Origin of the sequence: Mesorhizobium australafricanum (genome assembly GCF_033977265.1) — a bacterium.
Classification (GTDB): Bacteria; Pseudomonadota; Alphaproteobacteria; order Rhizobiales; family Rhizobiaceae; genus Mesorhizobium; species Mesorhizobium australafricanum.
Map to the genome: position 1 here is coordinate 42,926 of NZ_JAVIIT010000009.1, position 23,742 is coordinate 66,667.

A 23,742-nucleotide genomic window follows, 5' to 3' on the forward strand; every position below is an offset into this window, starting at 1 on the left:
CCCGAAAAGTGGTATCCGGTTTTCGGGCAAGATCATGGTCTAACAGGACTGCGACCGCGACGTCCGGAATCGAAAGGGCCGCCCGGGCGGCCCTTGGAAGATCTAATCCAAAAACTTCAGGCTGCGTGCGAGGCCTGCGTGTCCGACAGAAGCGCGTGGATCGCCACCGCGTCGCGCGTCCCCCTGATCTTGGCTACCGTGTCGGCATCGCGCAGCACGCGCGCGATGCGCGACAGTGCCTTGAGATGGTCGGCGCCCGCACCTTCCGGCGCAAGCAGCAAAAACACCAGATCGACCGGCTGGTCGTCCAGCGCCTCGAAATCGACCGGCGTTTCCAGCCGGGCGAAGACGCCCGCTATCCGCTTCACGCCGGCGAGCTTGCCATGCGGAATGGCGATGCCATTGCCGACGCCGGTCGAGCCCAGCCGCTCGCGCTGCAGGATGGTATCGAACACCTCCCGTTCCGGAATCCCCGAAATCGCCGCCGCCCTCTCCGACAGCATTTGCAGAAGCTGCTTTTTGGAATTCGCCTTCAACGCCGGCATGATCGCCGAGACGCTGATGAGATCACTGAGATCCATGCTTGAAAAATCCCTTGCTCGCCTGCCGCGCCAGTCGTCGCCCCCTCGCGCGGCTGGCTTTTTATGCCTGCGCGACTTTGGTCGTCGACGGATCGATCCAGCCGATATTGCCATCCGGCCGGCGGTAGACGATGTTGAGATGGTCGTTTCCGGCATTGCGGAAAACGAAAACCGGGCTGTCGCTGGTATCGAGCTCAATGACGGCCGACGCTACCGACATGGTCCGCAGCGTCATACTTGATTCGGCGACGATGACCGGAGCGAAGTCCTCCGGAATATCTTCCTCGTCGTCGGTGAGAGGAGCCATGACGGTGTAGGCGATGTCGGTCGGCTCTTCGCCATTGCCGGTATTGCGCGACTTCAGCCGGCGCTTGTAGCGCCGCAGCCGCGTTTCCAGGCGATCGGCGGCCGCCTCGAAGGCAAGCGTCGGGTCCTGGGCGTCGCCGGTCGCCTGCAGAGAAGCGCCGGAATCGAGCCGGACCATGCAGTCGGCGGAGAAACGCGACCCCGATTTGATGACCGTGACATGTCCTGAAAAACCCCGATCGAAATATTTCTCGATCGCCTCGCCGACCCGATCGTTGATGCGCGTGCGGAACGCATCGCCGATGTCCATGTGCTTTCCCGAAATGCGTAGATTCATCTGAAAACTGACCTTCCTTGCTCAGGCTTCAAACTGATCCCGAGTTTATACCCGTGGTGCGCGCGCACAAGCTTTGCAGCGGCATGCGCGCCGATTTTAGACCCGAACTTTCCGGTTGATCACAAGTCGCCTTCTTGGCCGTCCATGGCCGTGTCTGACGGACCCATTCGCAAGCGGGCATTACCGCCCCGCTCATGCGGGCGGGCTTCTAGACACTTCATTGCGGCTTGTCAATGAAGCTTGGGAATTGTGGAAAATCCGCCTGTCCCGCAGCGATCAAGGGCTTGTCGAGATTCGGGTCAGGCCGAGTCGAGAATGGCGGTTTTCGAGAACCGGCCTACGCCGGCCGTAGCCTTCATAGAGCGGAAACACTTGTGAGGGCTTCGGTCGGCGAAGGCCGGAAGCGCAGAAAACCACCATTCGCAGGCCGGCATCACCCGAATATCGACAAGCCTAATGCATGTCGCCCAGAAGTGTGCAGCGGTTCTGGGACAACGACATGCATCAAAACAAGGACTCAAAGCGCGTCGCCAGAATCCGGTTCAGAGCGACGCGCTTTAGCGGCCGGCGTTCGCGAGCGCCCGCTTCTCCCGCCGCCGCTGCACCGACGATGGAATGTTCATGCCTTCGCGATATTTCGCGACGGTGCGGCGCGCGATGTCGACCCCGTTTTCCTTGAGCATGTCGACGATGGCGTCGTCGGAGAGCACGTCGGCGGGCCTTTCCTCGTCGATCATCTGCTTGATACGGTCGCGCACGGCCTCGGACGAATGCGCTTCGCCGCCCTCCGCCGAAGCGATCGATGCGGTGAAGAAATAGCGCAGCTCGAAGACGCCGCGCGGCGTCAGCATATATTTGTTGGCGGTCACGCGGCTGACCGTCGATTCATGCATGCCGATGGCATCGGCCACCGTGCGCAGGTTGAGCGGTTTGAGGTGCCGCACGCCATGGACGAGGAAAGCGTCCTGCTGCCGCACGATTTCCGAGGCTACCTTGAGAATGGTCTTGGCCCGCTGGTCGAGGCTGCGCGTCAGCCAGTTGGCGTTCTGCAGGCATTCGGCGAGAAAATCCTTTTCCGCCTGGTCCTTTGCGTGGCGCGAAACGCGGGCAAAATAGACATTGTCCACCAGCACGCGCGGTAGCGTGTCGGCGTTGAGTTCCACCACCCAGCTGCCGTCATTGGCGGCACGCACCTCGACATCGGCGACAATGGCGTCGCTTGCGCCGCCCGAAAACGCCAGGCCGGGTCGCGGATCGAGCGCGCGGATCTCGGCCAGCATGTCGAGGAGGTCCTCCTCGTCGACGCCGCAAATGCGTTTCAGCGTCTGGAAATCCCGCCGCGCCAGAAGCTCGAGGTTGGCGACCAGCGCTTTCATCGCCGGATCGAGCCGGTCGCGCCCAGCCAGCTGCAACGACAAGCACTCGGCAAGGTCGCGCGCAAAAAGGCCTGCCGGCTCGAAGGTCTGGCAGACGCCGAGCACACGCGCCACCGCCGCTTCATCCGTACCGAGCCGTGCCGCGATCTCATCGAGGTCGGTGCGCAGGTAACCGGCTTCGTCGAGCCCGTCGGCGAGCTCACCCGCGATGAGGCGTTCGCCGGGGCCGAGGGAAGCAAGCGCGATCTGCTCGCCGACATGCTCGCCCAGCGTGACGGCGGCCGCGGCCATGTCGCCGACATCGAACCCCTCGGACGATGCCGCGCCGGCGCCGCTCCCGGCGGCCGATTTCCACTGCGCCGTGAGATCCGGTCCCAGCCTCTCGCTGGTGCCGGGATCGTCGGGAAACAGGTTCTCCAGGGAAGAATCGAGCTTTTGCGAGATCGCTTCCGCGCTCCACTCGGTCTCGCCCTCGAACCAGTCGCCTTCGGGATCCTTCTGCGGCGCAGACTCGCTTTTCTGGGATTGATCGCCGGCGGCGTCGTCCTGCGGTTCAGCCCGCTCCAGGAGCGGATTGCGCTCGATCTCCTCGTCGATGAAGCGTTCGAGCTCGACATGGGTGAGCTGCAGCAGCCGGATCGACTGCATCAGCTGCGGCGTCATCACCAGCGACTGGGATTGTCTGAGCTGCAGTTTGGCTGCCAGCGCCATGATGTGATTCAAACGCCTCGTCTACGCAATCGGACTGTGCCGAAGCAGATTTTCCCGGCCAGGCATAGAAACTGGCCCGGCTTTTGCTTGTCAAGGAAAACGCTAGCAGGAGCGGCTTACCGGAGCGTTATCTGGCCGAGAAATCGCGACAAAGCAGTCGAAATTCACCCGCGGGAAAGGTATTTCACGCTTAGAGCGTAAAGCCCTCGCCGAGATAGAGACGCCGCACATCGGCGTTGGCGACGATCTCGTCGGCCCGGCCGTGCGTCAGCACCTGGCCGGCATGGATGATATAGGCGCGGTCGATCAGGCCGAGCGTCTCGCGCACATTGTGGTCGGTGATCAAAACGCCAATGCCGCGCGCCGTGAGATGGCGAACGAGCTGCTGGATGTCGGCGACGGCGATCGGGTCGATGCCGGCGAAGGGCTCGTCGAGCAGCATATAGGCCGGCCGTGTCGCCAGCGCCCGCGCGATTTCGAGGCGACGCCGTTCGCCTCCCGACAGCGACATCGACGGCGCCTTGCGCAGATGGCTGATGTGAAACTCCTCGAGCAGCTCGTCGAGCGTGCGTTCGCGTTCCTTGCGGCTCTTTTCCACCACCTCCAGCACGGCACGAATGTTCTGCTCGACGTTCAGGCCGCGGAAGATCGAGGCTTCCTGCGGCAGATAGCCGATACCAAGGCGGGCACGCCGGTACATCGGCATCGAGGTGACATCGAAGCCGTCGATCTCGATCGAGCCTTCATCGACGGGAACAAGGCCGGTGACCATGTAGAAGCAGGTTGTCTTGCCGGCGCCGTTGGGTCCGAGCAGGCCGACGGCCTCGCCTGCGCGCACGCCAAGCGTCACCCCGCTCACCACCTTGCGACCCTTGTAGCTCTTGGTCAGGCCCTTGGCGATCAGGGTGCCCTTGAACTTCGCCTTGTCGGTGCCGACCGTCGCCGGCGCAGCGGGTTGTGCGGCCGCCCGCCCCGGAAGGCGAGCAAGCAGCGAAGTCACGCCGGCCATTACTTGCTCGACGCTCCCTGCTGCTGCTTGTCCTGTTTCTGCGGCTTGAACATCATGATGACGCGCGGGCAGCCTTCGACATTGCCGAGGCCGCTCTTCATCTGCACGGTGAGCTTGCAGCCCTTGAGCACATTGTCGCCCTGCGACAGCACCACTTCCTTGCCCGAAAGCACCAGCACCTGCGTCTTCATGTCGAATTTGCCGGTGTCGCCGGTGGCGATCTGGTCGTTCGATTTGATGTAGACTTTGTTCTCGACCTCCAGGTGGTCGATATTGGCGGCGCCTGTCATCGCCGACGCACCGGCCGAAGCACTTTTGCCAGCATTGGCATCCTTGACATAATAGACCGTCATCTTGCCGGCCTTGAGCAAGGTCGGCCCCTGATTGACGGTCACGTTGCCGCTGAACACGGCCATGCTGTCGGCCTGACGGACCTCGAGCTTGTCGCTCTCGATCTGGATCGGCTGGTCACCCGACAGTTTCAACCCTGGGATCTGGCTGGTCGCGCTGGATTGCGCGAACGAATGCGCCGTTCCCAAAAACAGCAATGCGGAAGCAGCGCCCAGAAGCCATGCGGATTTACTGCGACGCATTCTGTTCTCCACTGTTGACCCCTGCCGCCTTCAGCGCAGTTGGATCGATGTTGACGCGTACCCGGCTTTCGAAGACCACGAGCCTGCCATTGTCCTCGACCGACATCGAGTCCGCGGTGATGCGCGACCCGCCACGGCTGACGTCGACCGGATTGCTCGTCTTCATAGAGCCTTTGCCCATGTCTAGGAAGATCGATTTGAATTTCGCCACGAGGCCGTCTGTCGTCGTCACGCTGACGTCGCTGGTCAGGTCCATCGTATTGACATCGCGGTTGTAGATACCGTGCGCGGCATCGACCGATACGATATTGTCGGTGGCCACCGGCAGTTTGGCGTTGATGCCTTCGAGATCGATGATGGCCTGCTGGCCGACATCCTGCGTCGCCCTGGTCGCCGTCAGCGAATACGGCAGCTTCTGCTTGGTGAAACCGTTGAGCTTCGGATTGGCCATCACCAGCTTGCCGTTCGAAAACGCCGTGCCATCTGCCTGCACCGAGACCGACACGGGCGCTTTAAGATAGGAATAGACCGGAAAGGCGATGGCAATCGCGGCCGCGAGGAGCGGCACCGCGAATTTCAGCACGCGGACGCGTCGCGAGTGCCGCTGCGCGCGGTTGAACGCATCGCCACGCGTGCCACCCTGGGTGGCGGGAGCCGATACCGTTTCGGCATCGCTCGGTTCGTCAGATCGCGCCAACATGACTTTTCTAATGGACCTTTGTCCGCCCAAACACCGACTATAGGTGGTATGCCGACACCTACAAGCAAGCACAAGCGGAGGAAAACTGCAAAAATGTGACGGCTGCTGCCCGCAAAATCGAGAGCAATCTGGCAGCACGGCCTGTACTTCATAGCAGATACAGACTGGTTGCGTTAATTTTTCGTGAGGTCGACGTCAACGTCGAAGCTCGAGGCCAAGCCTTTCAGGAAACGGTAGCCGTGTGCCAAGGCTTGCTTTAAAAGCGTGCTTTCCCACCGACCCAAGAGGCTGACGATGGCAATGAGAGCCGACGACCTGATCGACCGCCGCCGCTTGCGCCGCAAGCTGACTTTCTGGCGCGTGGCAGCTTTTGTGGTTCTGGCGGCAGCCGTGATCGCTTTCTCGGCCTGGCTCTATGACGACAATTTTGCCGGCCGGGCAGTCCCCCATATCGCCAAGGTCAAGATTGAAGGCACCATCACCGAGGACGAGGAACTGCTCAAAAGGCTGGAAAAGATTCGCACATCGCCGGAGGTGAAGGGCGTCATCCTGTCGATCGATTCGCCCGGAGGCACCACGGTCGGCGGCGAGTCCACATTCGAGGCAGTGCGCAAGCTTGCCGGCGACAAGCCGGTGGTGGCCGAAGTCGGCACGCTGGCGGCGTCGGCCGGCTATATGATCGCTAGCGCGGCCGACCACATCGTTGCCCGCAAGACCTCGATCGTCGGCTCGATCGGCGTGCTGATCCAGTATCCCGACGTCAGCGGCCTCATGGACAAGCTCGGCATCAAGCTGGAAGAAGTGAAGTCATCGCCGCTCAAGGCTTCGCCCTCGCCCTTCAAGCCGACCAATGACGACGAGCGCGCCATGGTGCGCAAGCTGATCCTGGACAGCTATGACTGGTTCGTCGGCATCGTCGCCGACCGCCGCAAGATGACGCATGAACAGGCACTGGCGCTGGCCGACGGTTCGATCTTCACCGGCCGCCAGGCTTTGGCCAATCATCTGGTCGATGCCGTCGGCGGTGAGCAGGAGGCGATCGACTGGCTGGCGACCAAGGGCGTGGACGGCAAGCTCAAGGTCGTCGAGTGGAAGGACAAGGACAGGCGGGGCGGTTTCCTGTTCTCCCAGTCGATGGCAAAAGTGGCGGCCAAGGCGCTCGGCCTGCCGGATGCCGGCGGCGATGTCATTCACGAGCTCGGCGCCGACCGCTTGTTTCTTGACGGTCTCGTTTCGGTCTGGCACCCTTGAGGCGCCGTTGGTACGAGCCAAAAAAGCAATAAAAATCATCCTGATAATCGACTGCAGTGGTTTTACGGGGAACGTTCTATGATCAAATCCGAACTTGTGCAGATCATTGCTGCACGCAACCCGCACCTTTTCCTGCGCGACGTCGAAAACATCGTCGGCGCGATCTTTGACGAGATCACCGATGCGCTTGCCGAGGGCAACCGGGTCGAGTTGCGCGGTTTCGGCGCCTTCTCGGTGAAAAACCGTCCCGCCCGCACCGGCCGCAACCCGCGCACCGGCGAATCCGTCGAGGTCGAGGAAAAGTGGGTGCCGTTCTTCAAGACCGGCAAGGAGTTGCGCGAAAGGCTGAACGGCGGCAAATAGGCGCCGCGCCGGCGGGTTGAAACGGCATCTTGGCGCTCAAAGCATGTCTCCCGAAGGTGGAGACCGGTTTCGGGACAAAGACATGCGCGCTTTAAGAAGTCTCTCCATGGAGATCTGATGTTCAATCGCTTCATCCTCGTCGTGGTCTTCGTGCCGCTGGCCATCATCCTGATCGCGCTCGCCGTCGCCAACCGCGGCTCCGTCGCCTTCACGCTCGATCCATTCCATCCCGGCAATCCCGCGCTGACGCTGAACCTGCCCCTGTTCATCTTCTTGTTCCTGGCCTTGGCCGTCGGCATGGTCGTCGGCAGCATGGCGACCTGGATGAAGCAGGGCCGCTACCGCAAGCTCGCGCGCCAGCGCGGCCTCGAGGCGGAAAACCTGCGCCAGGCGGTGAACCGCGCGCCCGCGGCGCCCAAGGGACCGGCGCTGCCCAAGCCGACGAACTGAGCGGCCACCTGCCTTTATGGAGTTTTCCCATGCTGACTATTTCGGCCGCCGAGGTCGACCGCGCGCTGACCTTTCCCGGCCTTGTCGAGACATTGCGTACCGCTTTCCGCGATGGCGCGGTGCAGCCGGTTCGCCACCATCATGGCGTCGAACGGCCGGATGGCGCCGCCTCGACCCTGCTTTTGATGCCGGCCTGGACCGACTTCAACGCCGCGGGCACCTCGGCCGGAGGCCATATCGGCGTCAAGATCGTCACCGTGTCGCCTGACAACAACGCCATCGGCAAGCCGGCGGTCATGGGCCTTTATCTTTTGCTCGACGGCGTCACCGGCGAGCCGGAAGCGCTGATCGATGGCCAGCGGCTGACCCAGTGGCGCACGACCTGCGCTTCGGCGCTCGCCGCCTCCTATCTCGCCCGCAAGGATGCCTCGCGGCTTTTGGTGATCGGCGCCGGCGCGCTGTCGCCTTTCCTCGCCAAGGCGCATTCGGCGGTGCGGCCGATCAGCTCCATCCGCATCTGGAACCGCACGCCGGCCAATGCCGAAAAGGTGGCGGCCGCCTTGCGCGCGGAAGGCCTTCCGGCAAGTGCCGCCAGCGATCTCGATGCGGAGCTTGCCGAGGCCGACATCGTCGCCTCGGCGACGATCTCGAGCACGCCGCTGGTCAAGGGCGCGCTGCTGAAGCCGGGCGCCCATGTCGATCTTGTCGGCGGCTTCACGCCGACGATGCGCGAAAGCGATGACGACGCCATTTCGCGCGCCCGCGTTTATGTCGACACCCGGGCCGGCGCCACCAAGGAAGCCGGCGACATCGTCCAGCCGCTGGCCTCAGGTCTGCTGAAGCCGGAAGCGATCATCGCGGATCTGCACGAGCTCGCGCGCGGCGAGAAGCAGGGCCGCCAGAGCGACAGCGAGATCACGCTGTTCAAATCGGTCGGCGCCGCGCTTGAAGACCTCGCTGCGGGCATCGCCATCTACAAGGCGCTCAATAGGCAGTAGGGATTGGGCAGTAGGCAATAGGGAAGATCTGCCTGCTGCCTACTGCCTACTGCCTACTGCCTACTGCCTACTGCCTACTGCCTACTGCCTACCGCCCATTCGGCCAGTAGACGCGCAGGCGATGATTGTCTGGATCGAGCGCGACGAAGGTACGGCCGAAATCCATGTCGGTCGGCGTCTGCAGGATGTTCAGGCCGCGACCCGCCCAATCGATATGCGTGGCGTCGACCGCCGCTGCGTCCTCGACCGCAAGCACGAGCTCGCCGCCGCCGCCCGCCGTGGCAGCCGCGGGCTCGACAGTGTGACGTGACCACAGACCAAGCTTGAAGCCCTTGTCGAGCACGAACATCGCGAAGGTCGGCGAGGATTCGACCGGCTCATGTCCGAGCAGCGAGGCGTAGAACGCACTGCTCTTTTCCGGGCTGTCGACATAAAGGATAACGAAATTCGGCGTGGTCATATCTGGTCTCCAAGTTTGAACCTTGGAAACTGTATGCGATACCACTGTCAGATTCTGGCAGCAGCGATCAACCGACGGAGTTCTTCCGTGCGTTCTGGCCAGGCGCGCCGAGCGTTGCCCGCCATTCTTTGAGCATCGCCTGGCGGCGGCGCGGATAGCGGATATCGGTCGCTGTCAGGCCGGACATGCGGTCAGCGCGGAAATGGCGGAAGTCCTGGCGCTTCTCGCACCAGGCCACCATCACCCGCACTTTGTCGAAGAAGGCGAGCGCGAATGGCCAGACCAGGCGCTCGGATGCCGCTCCCCCGGCGTCACGGTAAAGGAAGCCGAGCTTGCGCTCGTCGCGGATCGTCTGCCGCACGACGCCAAGGTCGATCGCTTCGACGCTTTCTGCGCGTGGCCCCACGAGCAGCGTTGTCGCGTCGAGATCCTCACGCAGGTCATCCGGCAGCACCGCCGCGATCTTGGCCAGCGCGTCCGTCGCGGCAGCCGCCAACCTTTTGTCCGGCTGCTTTGCCACCCAGCGCGAGCCGAGCACGATCGCCTCGATCTCCTCATCGGTGAACATCAGCGGCGGCAGCATGAAGCCGGGCTTCAGCACGTAGCCAAGCCCCGCCTCGCCTTCGATCGGCGCGCCCTGCCCCTGCAGCGTCGCGATGTCGCGATAGAGCGTGCGGATCGACACGCCCATCTCCTCCGCAAGCGTGCGGCCGCTCACCGGCAGCCGGTGGCGGCGCAGGATTTGGACAAGGTCGAGCAGGCGTTCGGAGCGGGACATCGATTTCGTCATCAGGGATGACGGACCATAGGGCTGGGCCGGGCATCACGGCAAGCGATCCGATGACACGGAACGCCTGTGTTCCATTGCCGTTGTCTCCACAATGGAGATGCGCGGATTCCTGTTGTTCTGGTCGGTGCTCGCCACCACGATCGCGGCGCTCAGCCTCGGACCGTCCTTTGCCCATGTGCTGGAATCGCTGCCCAGGTTGACGAAATGGCCGCCGGAACTCTGGCGCGAGGCGACCGTCTTCAACGGTCAGTTTCTGCTTTTTGCCATGATCGGAGCGCCGCTCGACATCGCCGCGATCCTCTGTCCTGCGCTGCTTGCCTGGATGCTGCGCGGCCAAGCTACGGCCTTCTGGTTCGTGCTCGCCGCCACCTTGCTCTATGCGATCTCGCTGGCGCTCTGGTTCGGGCTTGTCAAACCGGCCAACGATATTCTCGCGACCTGGGCGCCCGGACCCATCCCGGATAATTTCGAGGCCGTCCGGCTGCGCTGGGAAACCGGCCATATGGCGGTGGCCGCAGCAAAGGCGCTTGGCTTCATTTCGCTTTGTCTTGGCCTGCTTAGGGTCCGCCACGGTTGATGACCTCCATTGAATAAGCCACGGTTTGTTGCGCCGGTGGGCTGAGCTGTGGCAGAAGCGGGCCGAACCGCCGGAGATGATCCTTCTTGAAATCCTTTCGCGACAAACGCCGCGATAATCGCCCGCAGCCTGCAAGGTCGGAACAGTCCCGCCCGCGCGATGCGTTTGCTGCGGGAAGGCAGCAGGCAGCGCCCGCCGAGCGCCGTGAAACGAAACCGACGGATCGGCAGGAAGCCAAGCCGGCGCCACGCGTTCTTGCCCGCCGCGAAGGCGTGTTGCCCACCGAGCGCCTACCGCTGATCCTCGAAGTCGCGCCCAACGCCGATTACGCGCTGCTGGACAGCGGCGCGGGCGAGAAGCTCGAGCAATACGGCCCCTACCGTATCGTGCGCCCCGAAGGCCAGGCGATCTGGCAACGGGCGCTTCCCACCAAGGAATGGGAGCGTGCCGACGCTATCTTCACCGGCGACACCGACGAGGAAGGCATCGGCCGCTGGCGCTTTCCGAAGGCGCCGCTCGGCGAGACCTGGCCGATGAAGCATGACGGCATCGACTATCTTGGCCGCTTCACGTCGTTTCGCCATGTCGGCGTCTTTCCGGAGCAGGCTTCGCATTGGGACCATATGGCGGGGTTGATCGCGGCGGCGAAGCGCCCGGTCAAGGTGCTCAACCTGTTCGGCTACACCGGCCTTGCCTCGCTGGTGGCGGCGCGCGCGGGCGCCGAGGTCACGCATGTCGATGCCTCGAAGAAGGCGATCGGCTGGGCGCGCGAGAACCAGGAAATGGCCGGCCTTGCCGACAAGCCGATCCGCTGGATCGTCGAGGACGCGGTGAAATTCGCCGAGCGCGAGGAACGCCGCGGCAGCCGCTACGACATCGTGCTGTTCGACCCGCCGGCCTATGGCCGCGGCCCGAAGGGCGAGGTTTGGCAATTGTTCGAGGACCTGCCGGGCCTTACCGACCTCTGCCGCTCGATCCTGACGCCGAAACCGCTGGCGGTCGTTCTCACCGCCTATTCGATCCGCGCCTCCTTCTTCGCCGTCCACGCGCTGATGCGCGATACCTTCGCCGGCATGGGCGGCACGGTCGAATCCGGCGAACTGATCATTCGTGAGAAATCCGCCGGCCGCGCGCTGTCGACCTCGCTGTTCTCGCGCTGGGTGGCTTGAAATGACCGCACATGACGGCGCGCGCACTGTCGGGCAGGTCAAGGAAGTCACCAGCCTTGCCAATCCGCTGATCAAGGACATCAAGGCACTTGCGCTCAAGAAATTCCGCGACCAGCAGAACGCCTTCATGGCCGAGGGCCTGAAGCTCGTTATCGACGCGCTCGACCTCGGCTGGACGATCAGGACCTTGGTCTTCGCCAAGGCCGGGCGCGGCAATGCGGTTGTCGAAAGGGTCGCCGCGCGGACCGTTGCCGCCGGCGGCACGGTCTTGGAAGTCTCCGAAAAGGTGCTGGCGGCAATCACCCGCCGTGAAAACCCGCAAATGGTAGTCGGTGTCTTTGCGCAGCAGACCGTACCGCTGAAGGATATCCGCGCCAGGGACGGCGATGTCTGGGTCGCGCTCGACCGCGTGCGCGACCCCGGCAATCTCGGCACCGTGATCCGCACTGTCGACGCCGTCGGCGCCAAGGGCGTCATCCTGGTCGGCGACACCACCGACCCGTTCTCGCTGGAGACAGTGCGCGCCACCATGGGGTCGATCTTCGCCGTGCCGGTCGCCAGGGCGACCGAGCAGGCCTTCCTCGCCTGGCGGCGTGATTTTTCGGGTCTAGTGGCCGGCACACATCTCAAAGGCGCGGTAGACTACCGCTCCGTCGACTTCTCCAGAGGCCCGGTTTTGCTGCTGATGGGCAACGAGCAGCAGGGTCTGCCGGACAGCCTTGCTGAAAGCTGTGACCGCTTGCTCCGGATACCTCAGGCCGGACGCGCCGACTCGCTCAATCTGGCCGTCGCAACCGGCGTGATGCTGTTCGAGATCCGGCGCGGCGCGTTGAAGCTCGAGCCCGCCAACGACATGCGATGAGGACTGCCAATTGAAATCCTGGTCCCCTTACGTGGTGCTGGTCGTCATCGCCATTGCGCTCGACCAATGGATCAAGCAGCTGGTCGAGAACGGTCTCGCCTTTCAGGAGAAAGTCGACCTCCTGCCGTTCCTGGCGCTGTTTCGCACCTATAACACCGGCATCGCCTTCTCGATGTTCTCGTCCTTCGGCGATATTAGCCTGGTGGTCATCGCCGTGCTGGTCGTCGCCTTCGTGCTCTATCTCGCCACGCGCACGCCGGCCGGTCATATCGTCGCCCGCACCGGCTTTGCCCTGATAATCGGCGGCGCGCTCGGCAACCTCATCGACCGGGCCGTCTACGGCCACGTCATCGACTACATCCTGTTCCATACGCCCGTCTGGTCCTTCGCGGTGTTCAATCTCGCCGACGCCTTCATTTCGGTCGGCGCAGCGCTGGTCGTCTTGGACGAACTGATCGGCTGGCGGCGCGAAGTGAAACCCCAGGATCCAGGCAATTGACCTCAGCCGGCGACCGCCGCAAAGTCATTTCTGAAGCAATTCTAGGAAAAGTGTCCAGCGGTTTTCCGTCCGGAATTGCGTGAAAAACAAATCGCCATAGCGTGGAGAAAAAAGTGTCCGACACCTTCAAAGCCATCCTCGTTTCGCGCGATGCGGAGAAGAAGCAGTCGGTCGATATCGTCGACCTCACCGAGGCCGACCTGATGGAAGGCGATGTCACCGTCGCTGTCGAGGCAACGACGGTGAACTACAAGGATGGGCTCGCCATCACCGGCAAGGCGCCGGTCGTGCGGCGCTGGCCGCTGGTGCCCGGCATCGACTTCGCCGGCACGGTGATCTCCTCTTCGCATGACGACTGGCGCAAGGGCGATCAGGTTATTCTCAACGGCTGGGGTGTCGGCGAGACGCACTACGGCGCCTATGCCGGCCGCGCCCGTGTCAACGGCGACTGGCTGGTGCCGCTGCCCCAGGGCATGAGCGCGCATGATGCAATGGCCGTCGGCACGGCGGGCTACACGGCAATGCTGTCCGTCATAGCGCTGGAGCGGCATGGTATCGTGCCGGACCGCGGCCCGGTGGTGGTGACGGGCGCCGCCGGCGGCGTCGGCTCGGTCGCCATCTCGATCCTCTCCAGCCTCGGTTACCATGTCATCGCCGCGACCGGCCGCAACGCCGAAAGCCCCTATCTGATCGACCTCGGCGCGGCCGAGGTGATCTCGCGCGAGGAGCTCAGCCAGCCGGCGAAGCCGCTCGCCAAGGAGCGCTGGGCGGGTGGCGTGGACTCGGTCGGCAGCAACACGCTCGCCAACATCTTGTCGATGACCTCCTATGGCGGCGCGATCGCCGCCTGCGGCCTGGCCGGCGGGATGGACCTACCGTCGAGCGTCGCGCCCTTCATCCTGCGCGGCGTTTCGCTGCTCGGCATCGATTCGGTGATGGCGCCGAAGCCGATCCGGCTCGAAGCATGGCGTCGCATCGGCACCGATCTCGACCTCAAGAAGCTGTCGGCATTGTCGCGCACGATCGGCTTCGACGGCATTATCGCTGCCGCGCGCGACATCGTCGAAGGCAAGGTCAGGGGCCGCGTCGTCGTCGATATGTAGCTGGAGCAATGCCAGGAAAAGAGCCTGGCGGTTAGGCTCGGCGACTTCGCCGTGGCCTTCCGCCCGGAATTGCGTAAAACAACAAGCCAGAGCAGCCACCCTGGAGAACTCTGGTTTCGTCCATGCGGGCGACCAGAACCCGCGCAATCGCTAAAATTCGAACGATCCGCCGCAGCCTTCCATAATCTCTGTCTGGCATGGTCTGCGCATGGTCGCGGACTCCGACATCAGACAGGGCAGTAAAGCCGCGGACGCTGACAGGCTCATCCCGGATGCGCCGAAGCGGCAGGTCCTTGTCGCGCCGCCGTTGGCCCCCGAATTACCGGCCGCGAGCGCCAGCCATGAAGGCTTGCCATTCCTGACGATCGTCGCCATCGCCGTGCTGGCGGGGCTGGCGCATCTCACCGGAGCGCCGATCATCGTAACCATCGGCCTCGCCGCCGCGGCGCTTGCCGGCCTTGCCATGCATCTGCGCAGCCGTCGCGACGAGCGGCGCACAGCCGAGCTACTCCACGAGACCGCTGCTCGCAGTCGCGCCGAGATCGAGACCCTGGCCGACCGCATGTGGGAGATGCAGGAGAGCGAGGAGCGCTTCCGCGGCCTGATCGACGCGCTGGGCGACCTCGTCGTCCATCGCGATCGCGATGGCCACATCGCTTATGCCAACAACGTCTTTGCCTCGCTTGTCGAGATCGATCCGCGCGATCTCGCCGGCAAGACCTTGTCCGAGCTTGGTATCGATGTCGGCATCGTTCCCGATGCCGCCTTTTCCGATCATGAATGCCTGAGCTCCACCGACGTCGCGATCCGCACGCCGAACGGGCCGCGCTGGTTCTCCTGGATCGAATTGTCGGTGCGCGACAAGGACACAGGCGCGGTATCGCACCGGGCGATCGCCCGCGACATCACCGCCCGCAAGCGCGCCGAATCCTCGCTGATCAGCGCGCGCGAACGGGCCGAATATGCCAGCCAGGCCAAGTCACGCTTCCTCGCCACCGTCAGCCATGAGATCCGCACGCCGATGAACGGCATCATGGGCATGGCCAAACTGCTTGCGGACACCGACCTGTCGCCTGAACAGCGCACCTATGTCGGCGCTGTTTCCACCTCGGCCAGTGCGCTGCTCGCGCTCATCGAGGACCTGCTCGACTATTCCAAGATCGAGGCCGGCCGCTTCGAGCCCGAGCCGCAGCCGACTTCGCTGCGCGAAATCGCCGACAACATCATCGAGCTTCTGGCCGCAAAGGCCTTCGCCAAGAACATCGGCCTCGGCTGCCATGTCGAGCCCGACGTGCCGCAGATGATCACCGCCGATCCCGGCCGCTTGCGCCAGGTGCTGCTCAATCTCATCGGCAATGCGGTGAAGTTCACCGATACCGGCGGCGTTCTGCTGACCGTGGCGCGCGCCCGCACCGAAACCACCGACCGCATCTGCTTCACCGTCGCCGACACCGGCCCCGGGCTGCGTGAAGAGGACATGGAGCGCATCTTCGAGGAGTTCGAGCAGTCCGACGGAACCTCTACCAGGGTGCATGGCGGCGCGGGCCTCGGCCTTGCCATCTCGAAGCGGCTGGTGACGGCCATGGGCGGCACGATCTCGGTTTCGAGCCGGCTCGGCGAAGGATCCGAATTCGTCCTCGAGATCCCGGCGGTCGCGGCAACCGAACCACCGCCGCACCGTCACAACATCCTTGCCGGCCGGCGGGCGATGATCGTGTCGAAGAACGCCATCGAGTCCGATGCCATCGCCCGCGCGATCAGAGCCCATGGCGGCATTGTCGAGGTCGCGGCGACACCAAGCCAGGCCGCTCCGTTCGCTGCCGGCTGCAACGTGCTCCTGATCGACGCCGCGCTCGAAAACAGCGACGGGAGACTGCTCAAGCGGCTGCGTGACTCAGGCTTTGCCGATTGTGAGGCCATCACCCTGATTGCGCCGACGGACCGCGGCATGCTCGGCGAATTCCGCGCCGGCGGCTACGCCACCTTCCTCGCCAGGCCCGTGCGCGGCGAAACCCTTTTGCGGGTGCTGTTGACCAGCCATGGCTCCGCGCTTGCCCAGCCGCAGCCGAAGCCGCGCGGCGCCTCCTCGGTGCGCAGGCGCGATCAGGGCCTGTCGGTGCTGATCGCCGAGGACAACGATATCAACGCCATGCTCGCCCGCGCCACGCTGCTCAAGGCGGGGCATCGCGTCAAGGTTGTCGGCAACGGCAAGGCCGCGGTCGAGGCCGTTACCGATGCCGGCCTCAAGTTCCGCTTCGATGTGGTGCTGATGGACCTGCACATGCCTGTCATGGACGGCCTGGACGCGATTGCAGCCATCCGTCGTCATGAAGAGTCCTTGGCCATGCCGCCGATCCCGATCATGGTGCTTTCGGCCGACAGCCAGGAAAAGACCCGGCACGCCGTGCTTGCTCACGGCGCCAGCGGTTTCGTGACCAAGCCGCTCGACCCAGACGCGCTCGTCCAGGCGGTCGAGGGTCAGGTTGCCGCCTGAGGAAATTTTTAACGCTTGAAAGCCGTGGGTTGCTTGGCTTTCGCCGCCGTAAGATAGCCGGTTGAGGGTATTGTCCAGCCGACAAAGTATTGCCGGCCACGTCGTATCACGGTACTGTCACAATCCTGTTGCACCTACACCGTATCCCCGTGCCAAGAGGGATGGCTCGAAGGAGAATCACTCGTGCATACAGTCATGCCTGAATGTGACACTCGGCCGAATGCCGGCGGCGCCCTTCTCGCCGCCCGTAATGCCGACGCCGTCGCAACCGGCGCACCGCTGGGCCGCATCGGCAACCTCGAAGTGCGGCTCGCCCGCAACGAGGCCGAGATCGCCGCCGCCCAGGAAGTCCGCTATCGGGTATTCTACGACGAGCTTGGCGCGAGGAAGGACCTGTTCCAGGCGCAGGACCGGCGCGACGCCGACCGTTTCGACCCGCTCTGCGATCACCTTCTTGTGTTGGACACCTCCCTTCCCGGCCCTGAGCATCGCCGCATCGTCGGCACCTACCGCTTGCTGCGGCAGGAGATTGCCGCGACCGCCGGCGGCTTCTATTCCGAGGGCGAGTTTGAGCTCACCAAGCTGATCGCGCGGCACCCCGGCCAGCGCTTCCTCGAGCTCGGCCGTTCCTGCGTTCTGCCGGAATACCGCTCCAAGCGCACCATCGAGGCGCTCTGGCAAGGCATCTGGGCCTATATCAACCATTACAACATCGGTGTGATGACCGGCTGCGCCTCTTTCCACGGCATCGTGCCGGCGGCGCATGCCGAGGCGCTGACCTATCTCGCCCATCATTGCCGCACCAATTCCGCCTGGGATGTTCGCGCGGTTCCGGGACGCTACTGCTCCATGGACCTGATGCCGATCGAGGCGGTGAACACCAAGGCCGCGATCGCCGCCATGCCGCCGCTGGTCAAGGGTTATCTGCGCGTCGGCGCCCGCATCGGCGACGGCTGCGTCATCGACCACGAATTCTCGACCGTCGACGTCTTCGTCGTCATGCCGGTCAAGGAGATCGGCGCCCGCTACGTCAACTACTATGGCGGCGAAGGCCAGCGCTTCGCGGCGTGACGCCAGCGAATAGCGAATAGCGAATAGCGAATAGAACGCTATCTCGGGTAGTCCCTATTCGCTACTCCCTACTCGCTATTCGCTCATGGAATATCCTCCGGCCTTCGCCCGGGCCGGCTCTTATAGGCCGCAAACGACCAGCCGAATCTAAGCGCCCCGCCGCGCACGACGAATGCGCCCGCGAAGCCGAGCAGGCTGGACGCCAGCGCCGGCAGCCCGGCAAGATCGCCAAGGGTGAAGATGGTGGCACCGGCAAGGGCGGCCGTGACATAGATTTCGGGCCTGAGCAGCACCGAAGGCTCGCCGGCAAGCAGGTCGCGCAAAATGCCGCCGAAGGTCGCCGTCAGCACGCCCATGATGACCGACACGACGGGCGAGCCGGTGATCGCCAGACCCTTGGCCGCGCCCATGACCGCAAAGGCGGCGAGCCCGATGGCGTCGAGCCAAAGCAGCAATTTGTATCGGGATTCGACCCGGTGGGCGCTGAAGAAAACCAGCACGGCGACCACGGCGCAGATCAGCACATAACCGCTGTTGGCGACCCAGAACACCGGCAGGTTGAGGATGACGTCGCGCAGCGTTCCGCCGCCGATGCCGGTGACGCTGGCCAGGAAGAGGAAGCCGATGATGTCGAGCTGCTTGCGTGATGCGGCAAGCGCACCCGTCGCCGCAAAGACGGCGACGCCGGCATAGTCGAGCAACGCGATGGGATTCATGAGTGAGCGAATAGTGAGTAGCGAATAGTCAGTAGGGAAATAGCACGAAGCCGCGGATAAATATCAGTCCCCTACTCACTACTTCCTATTCGCTACTCACTATCACGCATCCTTCTCGGCCTGCTCGTTCACCGGGCCCGGCTCGACCTTCGCCTCGGTGGCCGTCTTCGGGCCACCCTTGGCAACGCCGACCATCGCCGGCCGCAGCACGCGCTCGCCGATCGAATAGCCCGGCTGCACCACCTGGACGACGGTGCCGGCCGGAACCTCCGGATTGGGCACCTCGAACATCGCCTGGTGGAAATTCGGATCGAACTTCTCGCCTTCCGGCGCGAGTTTCTTCACGCCGTGGCGTTCCAGGGCCGAAAGCATGGCGCGCTCGGTGAGATCGACACCTTCGATCAGCGACTTGAAGCCGGCGTCGCCGCCAGCCTTCGCCTCAGCCGGGATCGCGTCCAGCGCGCGACGCAGATTGTCGGACACCGACAGCATGTCGCGCGCGAAATTGGCGACAGCATAGGCGCGGGCGTCCTGCACGTCGCGCGCGGTGCGCCGCCGCAGATTCTCCATTTCGGCCGCGACGCGCAGCGCGCGGTCCTTTAGTTCCTCGTTTTCCTTCAGCAGCCGCACCAGCGCTTCGTAGTCGCCGTCGACGCCACCTTCCGCACGCTCGCCGGAAGCCTGGGTGGCTTCCATATCTTCGGGCGTGCGTTCGTCTTTTGTCTGGTCGCTCATCGCGTTTCCCGTCATTCGGATTGGTCTGGATTTGCGCCCGATATCGAGGTTTGGACGCCAAAAATCAAGGGGTAAGCGCAACCGCGGAATATCGATCATCGTTCCAAATTAATTCAAATTTTACCGTATCACGCAGCTTTGCTTGCCCTCGAACGCTTGTGCGGGAACCATGAGCCGCTGCAGGAGTTTCGAAGCCGACACAGGATTTTGGGACGATGAACGGCAACAATGGCAACAGGCGCGGCGAACTGGCCAACGATATCAGGCGGCAGGCGGGCAACGAAGCGACGAAGCGCTTTCTGCGCACGTTGCCGGGGTTTCGCCTGGAAAAGGAAGTGCCTCGGCGGCTGAGCGATCTGCTTGACCGCCTCGATGACGCCGAGGCGAAGACAGCGGGCGCGCCGCGGTAGAGCAATTCCAGGAAAAGTGCGTAGCGGTTTCCCCTCCGGAATTGCGCAAAAACAAATGCTGGAGCAGGCCGGCGATCATATCAAACACCGAACTGCTCCAGCGGAGCCTAAGCCGCCTTCCTGTCGTCGCGCATCAGCGCTTCGCCGTGGCGGATCTCGGTGCCGAGTACCTTAAGGCATTCCCGCATGAAGGCGGCAAGGCCCGGCCAGCCCTTAGCTGAAACCAGATTGCCGTCGACATGCGCTCCGGTCGGAGCGACATCGATATAGATGCCGCCGGCGAGCGTCACTTCCGGCTCGCAATAATGCAGCGCCGCGACTTCCTTGCCGCGCACCACGCCATCGACCGCGATCAGGATCTGGGCACCATGGCAGATGGTGAAGATCGGCTTGCCGGTTTCATGGAAATGCCTGACCAGCGCCTGCACGCGCTTGTCGATGCGGATATATTCCGGCCCGCGCCCGCCCGCCGCGTAGACCGCGTCGTAGTCGGCCGGGTTCACCTCGGCGAAGGTCTTGTTGAGGATGTAATCGTGGCCGAGCTTTTCCGTATAGGTCTGGTGGCCTTCGAAGTCGTGCAACGAGGTCTTTAGCACGTCGCCCGCTTTCTTGTCCGGGCACACGACATGGACGGTGTGGCCGACCGCGTGCATGGCCTGCTCAAAGACGAAAATCTCGTATTCCTCGCTGAACTCGCCAACGAGCATCAATATCTTCTTGCCTGCCATGCCGTTCCTCCCTTTGCTGGCTATTTATTTCGGAGCACGAAATAATAACCCTATCCTAAGGGCAAGACGATCGAAGGGGAAGCGTAAATCGCATAAGTGGTCTGACCAGACCGATTCAATCCGATCGGCAAATAGAATAACGCGGCGCCGCCGATAAAAAATCGATGAGGCTGGTCCGACCACGACAGCAAGATGAGGTCGCTGCCCGGCAAGCGTCGAGCCGGCGGAACCGCCGCTGGCGATGACATAGTCGTAGCGCATCCTCACCTCCGGCGGATGTTTCCGTCCCTTCTCCCGAGAGAATGCCTGCCGGCGTGCCTTGTAAAGATGCCGCGGCGTCAGCTGGGGCGCTTGCGCCGCCAGGAGTATTTCGGACCCTTGGGCTCCGGCTCCACGGCCGGCTGATAATAGACCGGCAGGCCGCCGGTGCGGCCCTGCTCCAGGCGCTTCAGCAGTACCGGATTCGAAACCTCGAACTCGTCGAAGCCGAGCCGCAGCATGTGCGGCAGTTGGTCGACCAGCACCTGGCCGGTGGCGCGCACCGGACCCTTGAAATGATGCCGAGCGCGCAGCAACTCGCCTTTCGAGAAGGAGCGGCCGTCATTGAACGCCGGGAAGGCCAACGCCACCAGCGACAGCTGGTCCAACAGCCCGGTTATCTTGTCGAGCTCGTCGCCCGGCTGCAGCAATACGCCGATGCGCTCGCGCGCCGACTTGCGAACCTCGTCGTCGAGGCCGAGAAAGGTCTGCAGCGGCAGGATGAAGCGGCCATTGCCGGCTAGCGCCTCGGCGCTCTCCGCATGGGTCCACTCATCCTCGCGAAAACCGTCTGGGGTCCAGAGGCGAGTCCCCGCTGTCGTCGATCCAGTCATCAAAAATTCCTAAAGTCCCAAATTGCCCAGCGAGCCGGCAGCCGTCAGCGACCGGGAGCCGCCGCTGGTGGGCGGCATCACGTGAACAGCGATATACCCTAAAGTGAAGCGTCGGTCAGCGACTTCTCCAAACCGGAGAGATGGATACCGCACTCGGTCTTGGCGTGCCCCGCCCAGCGGCCGCTGCGCGCATCCTCGCCCGGCTGCACGGGCTGCGTGCACGGGAAGCAACCGATCGAGAGATAGCCATAGGCGACCAGCGGATTTTCGCGCAGCGCGTGCGCACGCATGTAGTCGGCCTGGTCCGACGTCGTCCAATGCGCCAGCGGATTGATGCGGATGCGCGCGCCGACCGCCTCGAAGACCGGCAGTGCCGCCCGCGTCGAGGCCTGGAAGCGCTTGCGCCCGGTGAACCAGGCGCGAAACGGTTCGACGCCGCGCGCCAGCGGCTCGACCTTGCGCACGTTGCAGCAGGAATCGGTGTCGGCCTCGTGCAGTCTGCCGGTCGGATCGACGCGTTCGAGCGCGGTCTCGTCCGGCTTGATCACCCTGACATCGGTCAGGCCGAAATCGGCGACCAGAGCATCGCGATAGCCGAGCGTCTCCTCGAAATGCTTGCCGGTATCGAGGAAGATCACCGGCAGCGAGCGGTCGACCTTGGCGATCATGTGCAGCAGCACGGCGGAGTCGGCGCCGAACGAGGACACGGCGGCGATGCCGCCGTGAAAGAATTCTCGAGAAGAGCGCTCGATGATCTCGAGCGGGCTCAGGTGGCCGTAGAGCGCGTCGAGCCCTGCCGCCTCGGCGGCGACGCCGGCCTCGACATCGACGACCCGGTCAAGCGGCCTTGGTTTCGCCAGCATAAAGCGCCTCCTTGAACGGCGCGGGACCGACTCTGCGGTAGGCGTCGATAAAACGTTCACTAGGACTGAGCCGAAGACCGAGATAGGTGTCGACAATCTGCTCGATGGCATCGGTGATCTCTTCTGAACTGAAGCCACGGCCGATGATTTCGCCGACCGAGGTGTTCTCGTCGGCCGAGCCGCCAAGCGTCACCTGGTAGAGCTCGGAGCCCTTCTTCTCGACGCCAAGGATGCCGATATGGCCGACATGGTGGTGGCCGCAGGCATTGATGCAGCCGGAGATCTTGAGCTTCAATTCGCCGATCTCGCGCTGCCGCTCCAGCGAAGCGAAGCGAAGCGAGATTTCCTGCGCAATCGGAATGGAGCGCGCCGTGGCCAGCGCGCAATAATCGAGCCCGGGGCAGGAGATGATGTCGCTGATCAGGTTGGAATTGGCGGTCGCCAGACCGATCTCGACCAGCGCGTCATAGACCGCCTTGAGGTCGGCGCGCGCCACATGCGGCAGGATCAGGTTCTGTTCGTGGCTGACGCGCAATTCGTCGAACGCGTATTTCTCGGCGATGTCGGCGACGGCTTCCATCTGACTGTCGGTGGCGTCGCCGGGAACCTCGCCGATGCCCTTGAGCGAGATCGTCACCGCCGCGTAGTCGGGATGGCGATGGGTCACGACATTCTGGTCGAGCCATTCCGAAAAGCTCTTGGAATCGAGCCTGGCCTGTTTCACCGCATCATCGCCTTCGGGCCGGGAAACCAGGGCCGGCGGCGCGAAATAGGCGTTGATGGCCTCGATGTCGGCCTCCGGCAGTTTCAGCTCGGCGTCCTTGAGCTCCTGCCATTCGGCCTCGATCTGGCGGGTGATCTCCTCCACGCCGGTCTCGTGCACCAGGATCTTGATGCGCGCCTTGTACTTGTTGTCGCGGCGGCCATAGAGGTTGTACACGCGCAGGATCGCCGTGCAGTAGGACAGAAGATCGGCTTCCGGCAGGAAGTCGCGGATTTTTCTCGCCACCATGGGCGTGCGACCCTGGCCGCCGCCGACATAGACTGCGAAGCCCAGTTCGCCGGCCGCGTTCTTCTTCAGATGCAGGCCGATGTCGTGCGTCTGGATGGCGGCGCGGTCGCGCTCGGCGCCCGTCACCGCGATCTTGAACTTGCGCGGCAGGAACGAGAATTCCGGGTGCACCGACGACCATTGGCGCAGGATTTCCGCATAGGGGCGCGGATCGGCGACCTCATCGGCGGCGGCTCCGGCGAAATGATCGGCGGTGACGTTGCGGATGCAGTTGCCGCTGGTCTGGATGGCATGCATCTCGACGCTGGCGAGGTCGGCCAGGATAGCCGGGATGTCGGACAGCGCCGGCCAGTTGAACTGGATGTTCTGGCGCGTGGTGAAGTGGCCGTAGCCCTTGTCGTATTTGCGCGCGATATGGCCGAGCATGCGCAATTGCCGGCTGTTCAGCGTGCCGTAGGGCACGGCGATGCGCAGCATATAGGCATGCAGTTGCAGATAGACGCCGTTCATCAGCCGGAGCGGCCGGAACTGGTCCTCGGTGATCTCGCCGGCAAGCCGGCGCTGCACCTGGTCGCTGAACTCGGCGACACGGGCGTGAACGAAATCCTGGTCGAACTCGTCGTAACGGTACATGCTTCGTCTTTCAGGGCGCGTCCGCCCGCTCTTCAATTCTTTGTTGGAGCATGATCTTCTCCGAAAACCGGTT

The 23,742-nt window shown here is 63.6% G+C and carries 27 protein-coding genes; 12 read left to right on the forward strand and 15 right to left on the reverse strand.

The window, feature by feature from the left end:
* Positions 1 to 116: 116 nt before the first annotated feature.
* The 6 genes from ptsN to lptC form a co-directional block, all read right to left on the reverse strand.
* On the reverse strand, positions 117 to 581 hold the full coding sequence (gene ptsN / locus RFM98_RS18525) for a PTS IIA-like nitrogen regulatory protein PtsN (RefSeq protein ID WP_320310231.1): 465 nt from the start codon (positions 579 to 581) through the stop codon (positions 117 to 119).
* Positions 582 to 642: 61 nt separating this feature from the next.
* On the reverse strand, positions 643 to 1,224 hold the full coding sequence (hpf, locus tag RFM98_RS18530; RefSeq protein ID WP_320310232.1) for a ribosome hibernation-promoting factor, HPF/YfiA family: 582 nt from the start codon (positions 1,222 to 1,224) through the stop codon (positions 643 to 645).
* A gap of 557 nt (positions 1,225 to 1,781) precedes the next feature.
* Positions 1,782 to 3,311, reverse strand: a complete 1,530-nt coding sequence (gene rpoN / locus RFM98_RS18535) for an RNA polymerase factor sigma-54 (protein ID WP_320310233.1) — start codon at positions 3,309 to 3,311, stop codon at positions 1,782 to 1,784.
* A 190-nt stretch (positions 3,312 to 3,501) separates the two neighbouring features.
* The gene (gene lptB, locus RFM98_RS18540) at positions 3,502 to 4,320 is read right to left on the reverse strand and encodes an LPS export ABC transporter ATP-binding protein (protein WP_140644562.1); all 819 of its coding nucleotides are present in this window, start codon (positions 4,318 to 4,320) and stop codon (positions 3,502 to 3,504) included.
* Entirely contained in the window at positions 4,320 to 4,913 is a 594-nt protein-coding gene (locus tag RFM98_RS18545; RefSeq protein ID WP_320215446.1) for an LptA/OstA family protein, read from the reverse strand. The genes lptB and RFM98_RS18545 overlap by 1 nt, the downstream gene beginning before the upstream one ends.
* Entirely contained in the window at positions 4,900 to 5,613 is a 714-nt protein-coding gene (lptC, locus tag RFM98_RS18550; protein WP_320310234.1) for an LPS export ABC transporter periplasmic protein LptC, read from the reverse strand. The genes RFM98_RS18545 and lptC overlap by 14 nt, the downstream gene beginning before the upstream one ends.
* Positions 5,614 to 5,907: 294 nt before the next feature.
* Here lptC and sppA point away from each other — a divergent pair, with 294 nt between their 5' ends.
* The 4 genes from sppA to lhpI all read left to right on the forward strand — a co-directional run bounded on the left by sppA (position 5,908) and on the right by lhpI (position 8,675).
* Positions 5,908 to 6,864 (forward strand): signal peptide peptidase SppA, encoded by a 957-nt coding sequence (gene sppA / locus RFM98_RS18555; protein WP_320310235.1) that lies wholly within the window; start codon positions 5,908 to 5,910, stop codon positions 6,862 to 6,864.
* Between the two features lie 78 nt (positions 6,865 to 6,942).
* Complete coding sequence (locus RFM98_RS18560; protein ID WP_027165368.1) at positions 6,943 to 7,227, forward strand: integration host factor subunit beta; 285 nt, start codon at positions 6,943 to 6,945, stop codon at positions 7,225 to 7,227.
* Between the two features lie 117 nt (positions 7,228 to 7,344).
* Positions 7,345 to 7,677, forward strand: a complete 333-nt coding sequence (locus tag RFM98_RS18565; protein ID WP_320310236.1) for a DUF1049 domain-containing protein — start codon at positions 7,345 to 7,347, stop codon at positions 7,675 to 7,677.
* Between the two features lie 29 nt (positions 7,678 to 7,706).
* Positions 7,707 to 8,675, forward strand: coding sequence for a bifunctional Delta(1)-pyrroline-2-carboxylate/Delta(1)-piperideine-2-carboxylate reductase (gene lhpI, locus RFM98_RS18570; RefSeq protein WP_320310237.1), 969 nt, complete (start codon positions 7,707 to 7,709; stop codon positions 8,673 to 8,675).
* Positions 8,676 to 8,763: 88 nt separating this feature from the next.
* Here lhpI and RFM98_RS18575 read toward each other — a convergent pair whose 3' ends face one another.
* Positions 8,764 to 9,135, reverse strand: coding sequence for a VOC family protein (locus RFM98_RS18575; RefSeq protein WP_320310238.1), 372 nt, complete (start codon positions 9,133 to 9,135; stop codon positions 8,764 to 8,766).
* 67 nt (positions 9,136 to 9,202) lie between these two features.
* Positions 9,203 to 9,913, reverse strand: a complete 711-nt coding sequence (locus RFM98_RS18580; RefSeq protein ID WP_320310239.1) for a helix-turn-helix transcriptional regulator — start codon at positions 9,911 to 9,913, stop codon at positions 9,203 to 9,205.
* A gap of 103 nt (positions 9,914 to 10,016) precedes the next feature.
* On the opposite strand from RFM98_RS18580, the gene RFM98_RS18585 reads away from it, so the two are divergent.
* From RFM98_RS18585 to olsB, 7 genes are all read left to right on the forward strand, one after another.
* Positions 10,017 to 10,502: a DUF1772 domain-containing protein gene (locus tag RFM98_RS18585; protein WP_320215440.1), complete on the forward strand. Its 486-nt coding sequence runs from the start codon at positions 10,017 to 10,019 to the stop codon at positions 10,500 to 10,502.
* An 86-nt stretch (positions 10,503 to 10,588) separates the two neighbouring features.
* Positions 10,589 to 11,671 (forward strand): RsmD family RNA methyltransferase, encoded by a 1,083-nt coding sequence (locus tag RFM98_RS18590; protein ID WP_320310240.1) that lies wholly within the window; start codon positions 10,589 to 10,591, stop codon positions 11,669 to 11,671.
* A gap of 1 nt (position 11,672) precedes the next feature.
* The gene (locus tag RFM98_RS18595) at positions 11,673 to 12,533 is read left to right on the forward strand and encodes a TrmH family RNA methyltransferase (RefSeq protein ID WP_320310241.1); all 861 of its coding nucleotides are present in this window, start codon (positions 11,673 to 11,675) and stop codon (positions 12,531 to 12,533) included.
* A 10-nt stretch (positions 12,534 to 12,543) separates the two neighbouring features.
* A complete protein-coding gene (gene lspA / locus RFM98_RS18600; protein WP_320310242.1) occupies positions 12,544 to 13,032 on the forward strand; it encodes a signal peptidase II in 489 nt (162 codons plus the stop codon).
* Positions 13,033 to 13,145: 113 nt separating this feature from the next.
* Complete coding sequence (acuI, locus tag RFM98_RS18605; RefSeq protein WP_320310243.1) at positions 13,146 to 14,135, forward strand: acrylyl-CoA reductase (NADPH); 990 nt, start codon at positions 13,146 to 13,148, stop codon at positions 14,133 to 14,135.
* 208 nt (positions 14,136 to 14,343) lie between these two features.
* Complete coding sequence (locus RFM98_RS18610) at positions 14,344 to 16,629, forward strand: ATP-binding protein (protein WP_320310244.1); 2,286 nt, start codon at positions 14,344 to 14,346, stop codon at positions 16,627 to 16,629.
* 195 nt (positions 16,630 to 16,824) lie between these two features.
* Positions 16,825 to 17,700 (forward strand): l-ornithine N(alpha)-acyltransferase, encoded by an 876-nt coding sequence (gene olsB, locus RFM98_RS18615; RefSeq protein ID WP_430682323.1) that lies wholly within the window; start codon positions 16,825 to 16,827, stop codon positions 17,698 to 17,700.
* An 83-nt stretch (positions 17,701 to 17,783) separates the two neighbouring features.
* On the opposite strand, the gene RFM98_RS18620 is transcribed toward olsB, so the two are convergent.
* Positions 17,784 to 18,416: a trimeric intracellular cation channel family protein gene (locus RFM98_RS18620; protein WP_320310246.1), complete on the reverse strand. Its 633-nt coding sequence runs from the start codon at positions 18,414 to 18,416 to the stop codon at positions 17,784 to 17,786.
* 102 nt (positions 18,417 to 18,518) lie between these two features.
* On the reverse strand, positions 18,519 to 19,151 hold the full coding sequence (gene grpE, locus RFM98_RS18625; protein ID WP_320310247.1) for a nucleotide exchange factor GrpE: 633 nt from the start codon (positions 19,149 to 19,151) through the stop codon (positions 18,519 to 18,521).
* Positions 19,152 to 19,366: 215 nt separating this feature from the next.
* On the opposite strand from grpE, the gene RFM98_RS18630 reads away from it, so the two are divergent.
* Positions 19,367 to 19,561, forward strand: a complete 195-nt coding sequence (locus RFM98_RS18630; RefSeq protein WP_320310248.1) for a hypothetical protein — start codon at positions 19,367 to 19,369, stop codon at positions 19,559 to 19,561.
* A gap of 107 nt (positions 19,562 to 19,668) precedes the next feature.
* Here RFM98_RS18630 and RFM98_RS18635 read toward each other — a convergent pair whose 3' ends face one another.
* The 5 genes from RFM98_RS18635 to RFM98_RS18655 form a co-directional block, all read right to left on the reverse strand.
* The gene (locus RFM98_RS18635) at positions 19,669 to 20,289 is read right to left on the reverse strand and encodes a DJ-1/PfpI family protein (protein ID WP_140644581.1); all 621 of its coding nucleotides are present in this window, start codon (positions 20,287 to 20,289) and stop codon (positions 19,669 to 19,671) included.
* A gap of 24 nt (positions 20,290 to 20,313) precedes the next feature.
* Positions 20,314 to 20,550, reverse strand: coding sequence for a hypothetical protein (locus RFM98_RS18640; RefSeq protein WP_320310249.1), 237 nt, complete (start codon positions 20,548 to 20,550; stop codon positions 20,314 to 20,316).
* A 77-nt stretch (positions 20,551 to 20,627) separates the two neighbouring features.
* Entirely contained in the window at positions 20,628 to 21,161 is a 534-nt protein-coding gene (locus RFM98_RS18645; RefSeq protein WP_320310250.1) for a DUF934 domain-containing protein, read from the reverse strand.
* A 98-nt stretch (positions 21,162 to 21,259) separates the two neighbouring features.
* Positions 21,260 to 22,024 carry a phosphoadenylyl-sulfate reductase gene (locus tag RFM98_RS18650; protein WP_320310251.1) on the reverse strand — a complete coding sequence of 255 codons (765 nt, stop codon included), beginning with the start codon at positions 22,022 to 22,024 and terminating at the stop codon, positions 21,260 to 21,262.
* Positions 21,999 to 23,669, reverse strand: a complete 1,671-nt coding sequence (locus RFM98_RS18655) for a nitrite/sulfite reductase (RefSeq protein WP_320310252.1) — start codon at positions 23,667 to 23,669, stop codon at positions 21,999 to 22,001. The genes RFM98_RS18650 and RFM98_RS18655 overlap by 26 nt, the downstream gene beginning before the upstream one ends.
* Positions 23,670 to 23,742: the final 73 nt, after the last annotated feature.